Source organism: Megasphaera micronuciformis F0359, assembly GCF_000165735.1.
Lineage (GTDB): Bacteria > Bacillota > Negativicutes > Veillonellales > Megasphaeraceae > Megasphaera > Megasphaera micronuciformis.
Map to the genome: position 1 here is coordinate 601361 of NZ_GL538208.1, position 9820 is coordinate 611180.

Here is a 9820-nt window from a genome sequence, read left to right on the forward strand (position 1 = left end):
TTACTTCCTTTCCGACAATTCGTCCAAAATTTTACAATATGTTTCGTAACGTTCAGGGGCAATAAGTCCGTCTGCTACAGCCTGTTTCACGGCACAATCCGGCTCGGCCCGATGCAGGCAGGACGCAAACCGACAATGAGGTGCAAACTTTCGTATATCCGGCATAAGGGCTGCAATAGCCTTGGCCTCCATATGTGCGAAATCCAAGGCCGAAAAGCCGGGCGTATCAATGACATACGTGTTGTTATCGACCCGAATAATTTCGGAATGACGGGTTGTATGTCTGCCTCTACCGATTTTTCGGCTCACTTCGCCTACGTGAAGTTCCTTACCCGCAATAGCTGTCAAAAGACTGGATTTACCGACGCCGGACGGGCCGGCAAAAGCTGTTACCTTACCTGATAAGCCCTGTTTAAGCTCATCCAGACCTGTCCCTGTAGCCGCCGATACGAGATATACCGTATAACCGCATTGACGGTAATAAGCGGCATATTCATGTCCCGTATCTTTTGACAAATCACACTTGTTGAAACATAAAACAGGTGTCAACCCTCCGTGTTCACAAGTCATCAACATCTTGTCAACAAGTGTTTTATTCGGATCCGGCGAAGCGGCGGCCATGACAATCACCATAGCATCTACATTGGCGATTGTCGGTCGTTTCAGAAGATTGAAGCGAGGAAGAATTTTTTCAATAATTCCTTTACCTGCATCAGTGGCCGTAAACTCCAACTTATCGCCCACAAAGATTTTTTCTTTTATCTTTCCGCGACGGCGGCATTCCGTCAATTCACCGGTACCCGTGTCGACATAATAGTATCCGTTATAATTTTTTACGACTCTCCCGATGGGCATGCTTATAGTTCCTCTTCCTGGACAAGGGCGTTATTAATATAGACCTTAACCCGTGTTCGGCCCGTACCGCTTACGTTCTTTTCAACTCTGTCACCGCCGGACTGCATACGATCATATACCGTTCGAGATCCGTTGTTATCCTCTACGACGATTTGCACACGTTGATTGGAAGCACCACCGGGAATACTGATATTTACCGTACCCGTATGTGTCGATGCTGACGAAGAAGAGGAAGAAGAAGCGTATTCGATGGTTAAGTCGACAGAGTTACCGCTTCCCGGAGTCTGAGCCGTTACTTTGGCCATAGCGTTTGACTTATTAGGATCGATACCGTTAATCGTGCCGATAGAATACCCTGCATTTTGGAGGGTAGTAATAGCCGTGTCCAAGGACTGACCGATAGTACTGGGGGCATCTTTTGCCTTCTTACCGTCATTCTTGCTGACTACGACATCTACTTTGGCCCCCTTAGAAGCTTTTTCAGGAGATGACGGCGATTGGCTGATAATCTTTCCGTCCGCATACTCGTCACTGGGAGCATAAGTGACACTGCCTATAGACAGATGAATTTCCCTCAGCTTTTTATCCGCCTCGGCCACGGAAAGACCGCGCAAATCGGGTATTAATACTTCAGCCCCGTCATTGCCTTTGCTGACCGTTAAATAAATAGTTCGGTTTGCCTTGACGACAGATCCGCCCGAGGGAGTCTGAGCAATAACTTCACCTATAGGCACGTCTTCACTTGACACTTCTTTAACCGAAACGGAAAGATGCTTCTTCTCCAATTGAGCTCTGGCTATTTCCACCTGCTTTCCCGTCACGTCGGGAACCGTAATATTTTCGGTACTCCAGAAGTTACCGAATGAAAAGAAGGCCCATAAAAAAGCTATGAGAAATATGCCGACCATACTTAAGACAATCGTTTTCTTAGAATGATTGCTGATTTTATCGACAAATCTCATGAAGAGATTTGTCTTCTTTTCCGGTTTCTTTTCATACCGTCTGACTGCTTGTAACTGTTGAGTATTAAAGGTATTTTTTAAGGGTAACGCCCCTTTGCTGGTCGTTACGAACCCTTGGGCCATACGAAGTTCCGACATCATTTCGCCGATTGTTTGAAAACGATCGTCCGGATCCTTGGCCAAGGCCTTTAAGATGCAGTCCTCCACCAATTTAGGTATGCGTCGGTTATGGACCGTAGGCCGCTTCACATCGTCTTGTACATGTTGTAAAGCAATTCCCAGGGCCGTTTCTCCCTCGAAGGGCAGGACCCCTGTCATCATTTCGTACATGACAACGCCTAAGGAATAAATATCCGTCCGTTCGTCTATCTGTTCACCTGCCGCCTGTTCGGGCGAAAAGTAATGGACTGAACCGACAACGGAATCATCGTTTAAATTATCTGAATTGGAATTGACGGCACGAGCGATCCCGAAATCGGCTACCTTAATGCGCCCGTCTTCCGTAACCAGTATATTGTGCGGTTTAATATCACAGTGAACAATTCCGTTGGCATGGGCATGTGTAAGAGCATCGCCGATGTCAAAGGTTATTTGAATGGCCGTGCGAGTTTGCAGATGGCCGTGTTTGTCAATATAGTCTTTTAATGTCTCCCCGCGTACGAATTCCATGACCAGATAATGAACTCCCTGATCAAATCCTACATCGTACATATTGACAATATTAGGGTGAGACAGTTTGGCCGCAGCCTGTGCTTCCTGGTGGAAGCGAACAACAAAATCTCTGTCCTTACTGTACTTACTATCCAATATTTTTACGGCTACAATACGGTCCAGAAGAATATCTCTGGCCTTATACACGGAGGCCATCCCTCCGGTACCGACTTTTTCCAGAATTTTATATCTATTATCTAAAATATGACCAATCATATGAGAATTCCACCACTTTCACGTAATCTAAACCGGCCGATGTCTATACGGTCTTTAAGACAACCGTAGCATTATCCGGCGCCCCTTCATCGTAAATGCGGGAAAACAGATCTTTTACCGTTTGCCGCTCCGTTTTTTCCGAGTGAGAGAGATAAGATGCGATTTCCTCTTCAGACAGGGCTGCCGACAATCCGTCGGAGCAAAGAAGAATACGGTCTCCTTTCATAACGGTAAATGAGCCGCTATCTATTTCAAGCTGCTTTTCCACACCTACGGCTCGTGTCAAAACATGGCGCTGCGGATGTTTTTCTGCTTCATCCGTAGTTATACTGTGGTCTTCTATGAGTTCATGTATAACCGTATGGTCTGTCGTAATTTGTTTCAACATACCCTTACGGTATAAGTAAATTCGACTGTCTCCGACATGTGCCCAATAGGCGGTTGAATCAACGAGACTAAGGAGTGATAAGGTTGTCCCCATACCTTCCAGAGAAGGATCGATGATGATTTTACTGATAATACAGTCATTGGCGTAAGCAATGGCCTTGGTCAGCTGCTCAGTAGATGCATGCGTATAGTTGGAGAAATAATAGGCAACGGACTTTACTGCTGTTCTGCTGGCAATTTCCCCGCCTACATAGCCTCCCATTCCGTCGGCAACGACCATAACCGTGCCGTCTTCACTTACATAAAAAGAATCTTCATTTAAACTTCGTACCAAGCCGATTCGGGACTCTCCGTAAATACCCAATATTTCACTTCCTTTCTACCGTCAGATAAATTATATTATCAACTGTTGCGCTTAATGCGCAATTGTCCGCATGCGGCCTGTATATTACTGCCCATTTCACGGCGTAACGTAGCATTTACACCCTTACGTTTTAAATAGGTGAGAAACCGTTCAGATTCCGTTGCTGACGGTCTGTATAAACCGACGTCGTAATTATCGTTAATGGGAATTAAGTTAAGCAACACATTTTTATGTGAAAACAGTTGTGCCAATTGAGAAGCACAAGCATCGGAAATATTCACGTCTTTAATTAAAATATATTCGAAGGTAACCTTGCGGCCTGTTTTTTCGAAATACGTTTGAGCAGCCTGTACTACGGAATCGAAATCAAAACGTTCGGCTATGGGCATGATTTTCTTGCGAATCCGGTCGTTAGGCGCATGTAGAGACACGGCCAAATTTAAAGGAATTCCTTCCTCCGCCAGCCGATATACAGCCGGCACGATTCCCGATGTAGACAGCGTTATATTCCTATATCCCAGATACAAGGTGTCTTTTTCATGAATAAGTCGGATAAAGGCTAAGACGTTATCGTAATTTAACAAGGGTTCGCCGGTTCCCATTAAAACGACGGAATGAAGTTCAGATGTAACATATTTACGAAAAGCCATGAGTTGAGCCGTCATTTCACCGATAGTCAAATTACGCACGAAACCGTTTTTTGCCGAGGCACAAAAGGCGCAGTTCACGGCACAACCGACTTGTGACGAAAGACAAACGGAGTTGCCGTAATCATGTTTCATTAAAACCGTTTCTACAGTCTGTCCGTCCTGAAGACGTAACAACAATTTTACGGTTTCTTTATCTTCCGACACTTGTCGATCCGCTACTTCGGGGATGTAAATAGGCAATAATCCTTTCAGTATCTCCCGATCTTTCTTCGGTAAAAGTACCATCTCATTCCATGACCAGATATTTTCTTTATAAATATAATGAAAAATCTGGTCGGCGCGAAATTTTTTAATACCGGCTTCTACCAAAATATCCTGTAATTGCCCTTTAGTTATCGAAAAAATATCGTTCATTATTTTCGTCTCAACTTTGCAATAAAAAATCCGTCCAATCCGTCATCTTGCGGTAATATACTCAAATAATCACTGTCTTTTGAAAAACCGAATGCATTTCCTACCGGTACGACCTCAAAGTCCTTGTGACTGATTCTGAATGCATTTACAATATCTTCATTTTCAGCCCTATTCATCGTGCATGTACTATATACAAGCGTACCGCCCGGTTTAACGCACTTGGCGGCGCTTTCCAAAATTTTTTTTTGCAATGGCGGAAAAACGGTTAAGTCCTCGACCGTTTTACGCCAACGCAAGTCCGGTTTATGCCGTAAGATACCGAGACCCGAACAAGGCGCATCGACGAGGACACAATCAGCCTTTTCCGGATATATCTCTCCTACCGAGGTTCCGTCTTGCAAACGGGTTCTCACATTTTTAAGCCCTAAGCGGTTTACATTATCTTCAATTAATTTTAACTTATGCTCATAAATATCAAAGGCATAGACAGTTGAGCTCTTAGTCCCCAAGGTGGCCAGATGGGTTGTCTTGCCTCCCGGTGCGGCACAAACATCGAAAATGACGGTTTTTTCTTGCGGATCCGCTATAGCTGCTACTAATTGTGACGGTTCGTCTTGAATCAATCCGAGACCGTCGGCAATTTCCGTTAATTTATGAATTCCCGGATTTTTTTCGGCATAAATACCGTCCGGAGCATGCTCGGCCGGTCTACAGGGAATTCCCTTTTCCGATAACAGCTTCATAAGTCCTTCTCGGTCGATTCGCTCCGTATTGGCACGTATACAAAGTTCAGGAACCGTATCGAAATAGCGGCATAAAGTCACGGTATGATCCCGTCCGAACTCTGTTATCCATTTCTCTATAAGCCATGACTGCTGGTGCCAAGTCAGGGATAAGTGAAGAACCGGATTCTCGTCAAAAGTAGGGATTGCCAACCGTTCTTTTTGACGCAAGCTGTTACGTAACAGAGCGTTGACAAACTTGGCCATACCTTCATTGCCGAAACGACGAGCCAATTTTACGGCTTCATTACAAGCTGCCGACGGAGGTACTTTATCCATAAAAAACAATTGATAAAGCCCCATCCGTAATACGGCCAGGCATACCGGATCAAGGGAGTTTTTTTTGCGACTTGATAAAATGCCGATAATATAATCGACATAGTTTAACGAACGCAAGGTTCCGTATACGAGTTCCGTATAAAAACGTCTGTCCCGATCCGTAAATTTTTCTTTTTGAATTATTTTCGACACGACAATATTGCTGTAAGCACCGTCTTTGCAAACGGCTATGAGCGAATGAAATGCCGCTTCGCGTACATTCATATATATCTCCGATCTTTTTATTCTATGCCTAAGACAGCACCGACCTGCAAGTCATGACTCTGTAAGAATTGAGCGGACGTCATAGTTTTGCGGCTTTCCGGCTGTACAGAGGTCACCTTCAAAGCCCCTGCCCCTGTTTGCACCGTAAAGTCCGACTTACTTACGGAGATTACCGTTCCCGGCGCGTTATCCGTAGAAGCTTGTACGGCATGGGCTCCATGTATTTTCAGGCGCTTCTTATCCCAAAACGTGTAGGCACCCGGCGAGGGTTCCAACGTACGTACAGTCCTTTCAATAACTATGGCATCTTCTTGCCAATTAATACGAGCCATGGACTTATCTATTTTTTGTGTATACGTAGCCGCCTTATGGTTTTGGCGTACGGCATTTTTTTCATAAGAGTCAGGATCGGCCAATACTTTTAATAACACATCCTTGCCGAGGAGGGATAGCTTTTCAAAGAGAGAACCCGTTGTTTCGTCAGGTGCCAAGCGGATTTTTTCCTGAAGCAACACATCGCCCGTATCCATACCTTCATCAAGCTTCATAATAGATATACCCGAATATTCATCACCGTTTAAAACGGCATACTGAATAGGCGCCGCTCCTCTGTATTTAGGTAAGAGCGACGCATGAATGTTAATGCAACCGTACGGGGCGGCTGTCAATATTTGAGAAGGTAAAATCTTGCCGTAGGCAATAACGACAATAATCTGGGCTTGCAAGTCCGTAAGTGTCTTAATGACCGATTCATCCCGCACCGATTCGGGCTGCAATACAGGTAAACCCAACTCCAAGGCCTTCTCCTTTACAGGCGAAAAAGAAACGGTTTTACCGCGGCCGCGCTGCTTATCCGGTTGCGTTACGACTGCAACCACCTCGTGACCGGCGGCAACGACGGCTTCCAGTGACGGTACGGAAAAATCGGGGGTTCCCATGAATAAAATCTTCATTATGACTCATCCACTTTCCGTAAATTAACAGCTTTTTCCGTAAACAAATGCCCTTTTAAATGGTCCATTTCATGTTGAAATATACGAGCTAAAAAGCCCTCAGGTTCATATATGACAGTCTTGCCGAAGCGATTTTTCGCCTGTACTTTTATTTTGGTATATCTGGATACATCTCCGTATATACCCGGTACACTGAGACAACCTTCAGGGCCGTATTCCGTTTCTTCCGACACGTCCAAAATTTCCGGATTGATTAACTCAATCAATCCGTTGCCGTCATCAAGAACCACGATTTGCAGGGACTCGTTGACTTGAGGTGCAGCCAAACCGACGCCTTCGGCTGAATACATGGTTTCCGCCATATCATCAAGCAGACGTTTAACGCGTTTGGTTATCGTTTTAACAGGAGCTGCCGTTTTCTTTAAAACGGGAGCTCCGTCTTTTACTATTCGTAATGCTGACATACAAGCAAACTCCTTATTTCTGTTCCATTCTATTGATTGCATGGATGTGCCATTATTATATCCCATTTAAGGGGACAATACCAGTAGGAGCGTACAACAGCGAGGTTTAAAAATTCGGATCCGCATCAATTAAAACACCGCGCTTCCAAAAAGCCTTATCCTTGTGTATAAAGGCTTTAACGGGGGCAGGATTGAGAGCCCGTATTAATATAACAATACGGAATTTATTGCGTATTTTCTTAATAATATCTACATAAGGACCGATGATTTCCAAGTCACCCGCACCTTCCGATTTTGCATACAGATTCAGTCGTTCATACAGATCATTGCCTCGACGCCATAAGTCCTTTTCATCTTCATCAATAATGGTAATCTTCACCAATTTACCGAAGGGCGGATATGACAATTCCCGTCTAAACTCGATTTCTTCTTTAAAGAATCCCGCATAGTCCTGATTTCTACTGTGTTTTATTACATAGTGCTCAGGAGCGTAAGTTTGCATGACTACTTTACCCGGAATACGGTCTCTGCCTGCGCGTCCGGCTGCTTGTGTCAAGAGTTGGAAGGTTCGCTCGCCGGCCCAGTAGGCCGGTAAGTTCAGTAAACTGTCGGCCGCCAAAATGCCGACAGCTGCTACGTTGGGGAAATCATGGCCCTTAGCGACCATTTGAGTCCCCAATAAAATATCGTATTCATGCCGTCTAAAAGCTTCAATAATGGCATCACCGCTGTTTTTACGAACCGTCGTGTCCTGATCCAGTCGTACGACACGTGCCTGCGGAAAGAACTCTCGAATCTCCGCTTCTACCCGTTCCGTGCCGGCACCGAAAAACTTGATATATTTACTGCCGCACTGAGGACAGCGTTCGGGAATATCCGCTACAGCCTCACAATAGTGACACCGCAGGTGTTCCGACTGTTTATGGTATACCATCGGTACATCGCAGGTTTTGCATTTAACTACATAACCGCATTTTCGACACATGACGAAGGTGGAAAATCCTCTTCGATTTAACAAGACAATAGCCTGTCGCTTTGCTGCCAACGTATCTTTTAACAAGTCTTTCAATTTTTCCGAAAGAACGCCGTAATTTTGCATTTCCAATTCTTGGCGCATATCGACGACTTCTACTTCCGGTAAAGGACGATTGAGGACGCGATGCTTCAGTTCGATTAAACCGTATTCTCCCTTAAGGGCTTTTTCATAATCATTTACAGACGGGGTAGCACTGCCCAATATAACCGGAGCTTTGTAATAAGAAGCACGTTTTCTTGCCACTTCTACGGCATGATAACGAGGGGTCTCATCTTGCTTATACGAACTGTCGTGTTCTTCATCGATTATGACCAATCCCAAATCGGCAAAGGGAGTAAATACGGCAGAGCGAGCTCCGATACAAACGGCACTCTCACCCGTTGCCATACGGCGGCGATTGTTTTCCCGTTCGCCCTTGGACAATTGACTATGCATAACCGTCACCTCGTTGGCAAAACGTGCCGTAAAGCGACGCACAATTTGTCCGGTTAAGGCTATTTCGGGGACCAGAAGAAGAACCTGCTTGCCCTTGCGAATTATTTTTTCGGCAAGCCGCATGTACACTTCCGTTTTACCGCTACCCGTAACGCCGCGCATGACCCAAGTCCGGCTTGTCGCATCGGTTTCCACAGCCTGTACGGCGGCTTCCTGCTCTGCCGTTAAGGTCCATTTTTCATCTTTTTCGGCGGCAGTAGGCAGGTAAACCGTCTCTTTTTCTCTGTAAAAGACTTCGACAAAATCCGTCTCGCTTAAATGATTAATTACGGCTCTTCCGTAACCGGCTTCCATTAAAGTATCAAATGAGGCTTCCTTTTTCTCTTCCAAAAAAGACAATAATCGGGCCTGTTGTTTTTTACGAGCCAATATTTTGTCAACGTCCGTTTTTATGAATCGCAACCATTTTTTTGTCTTAGGCCCTATCTTATTTAAAACTCGTTCAGACCTCAATAAAATCCCCTTATTTACCAAGGAATCCAAGGCTTGCGGATCCACTCGGCACAACAGGTCCCTTTCTCTATGCTCCTTCCGATCCGATACGGAGGATAAAACTTGTCGTTCCGCTTCCGTTAACGCCGCAGGAATATCCGCTTCGGCACGAAGTTTCACTTCGTAATCATAGGCTATACCGTGTTTTTCAATGAAAAAAAGACGTAGTGCATCAGCCAGGTTGCAGACATAATATTGACTGATCCATAAGGCGGTCGCCATAATTTCATCCTGTTTTCCTGGTTGAACAGATAAAACAGCCTGAATGGGCTTTAGTTTAAATTCTGGAATTTGTGTGAGTTCATCTTCTGTAGAAACTACGATACCCTCTTCCCTTCGAGTGCCGAAGGGGACCAGAACACGAGCTCCGATAACAATACGCTCTTTCAAACTATCCGGAACTAAGTATGTAAAAGTTTTTTGCAGCCCTTTGGCTGTTATATTAATGATGACATGAGCAATCATACAGGCTCCTGAAAAGGGGGGGGGGGGGGAA

The 9820-nt window shown here is 45.0% G+C and carries 8 protein-coding genes; all 8 read right to left on the reverse strand.

Translation table 11 applies throughout. From position 1 onward, the window contains the following. A complete protein-coding gene (gene rsgA, locus HMPREF9429_RS06565) occupies window positions 1–855 on the reverse strand; it encodes a ribosome small subunit-dependent GTPase A (RefSeq protein WP_006942544.1) in 855 nt (284 codons plus the stop codon). A gap of 2 nt (window positions 856–857) precedes the next feature. Beyond that, window positions 858–2744: a Stk1 family PASTA domain-containing Ser/Thr kinase gene (gene pknB / locus HMPREF9429_RS06570; RefSeq protein ID WP_006942545.1), complete on the reverse strand. Its 1887-nt coding sequence runs from the start codon at window positions 2742–2744 to the stop codon at window positions 858–860. Window positions 2745–2787: 43 nt separating this feature from the next. Next, a complete protein-coding gene (locus HMPREF9429_RS06575) occupies window positions 2788–3495 on the reverse strand; it encodes a Stp1/IreP family PP2C-type Ser/Thr phosphatase (RefSeq protein ID WP_040774036.1) in 708 nt (235 codons plus the stop codon). 38 nt (window positions 3496–3533) lie between these two features. After that, window positions 3534–4559 carry a 23S rRNA (adenine(2503)-C(2))-methyltransferase RlmN gene (gene rlmN / locus HMPREF9429_RS06580; RefSeq protein ID WP_006942547.1) on the reverse strand — a complete coding sequence of 342 codons (1026 nt, stop codon included), beginning with the start codon at window positions 4557–4559 and terminating at the stop codon, window positions 3534–3536. Then, complete coding sequence (rsmB, locus tag HMPREF9429_RS06585; protein WP_006942548.1) at window positions 4559–5884, reverse strand: 16S rRNA (cytosine(967)-C(5))-methyltransferase RsmB; 1326 nt, start codon at window positions 5882–5884, stop codon at window positions 4559–4561. Before rsmB ends, rlmN begins: the two co-directional genes overlap by 1 nt. A 17-nt stretch (window positions 5885–5901) precedes the next feature. After that, window positions 5902–6837: a methionyl-tRNA formyltransferase gene (gene fmt, locus HMPREF9429_RS06590; protein ID WP_006942549.1), complete on the reverse strand. Its 936-nt coding sequence runs from the start codon at window positions 6835–6837 to the stop codon at window positions 5902–5904. Next, window positions 6837–7301, reverse strand: a complete 465-nt coding sequence (gene def, locus HMPREF9429_RS06595; protein ID WP_040774039.1) for a peptide deformylase — start codon at window positions 7299–7301, stop codon at window positions 6837–6839. The genes fmt and def overlap by 1 nt, the downstream gene beginning before the upstream one ends. A 106-nt stretch (window positions 7302–7407) precedes the next feature. Then, window positions 7408–9789 (reverse strand): primosomal protein N', encoded by a 2382-nt coding sequence (gene priA / locus HMPREF9429_RS06600; RefSeq protein ID WP_006942551.1) that lies wholly within the window; start codon window positions 9787–9789, stop codon window positions 7408–7410. Window positions 9790–9820 lie beyond the last annotated feature (31 nt).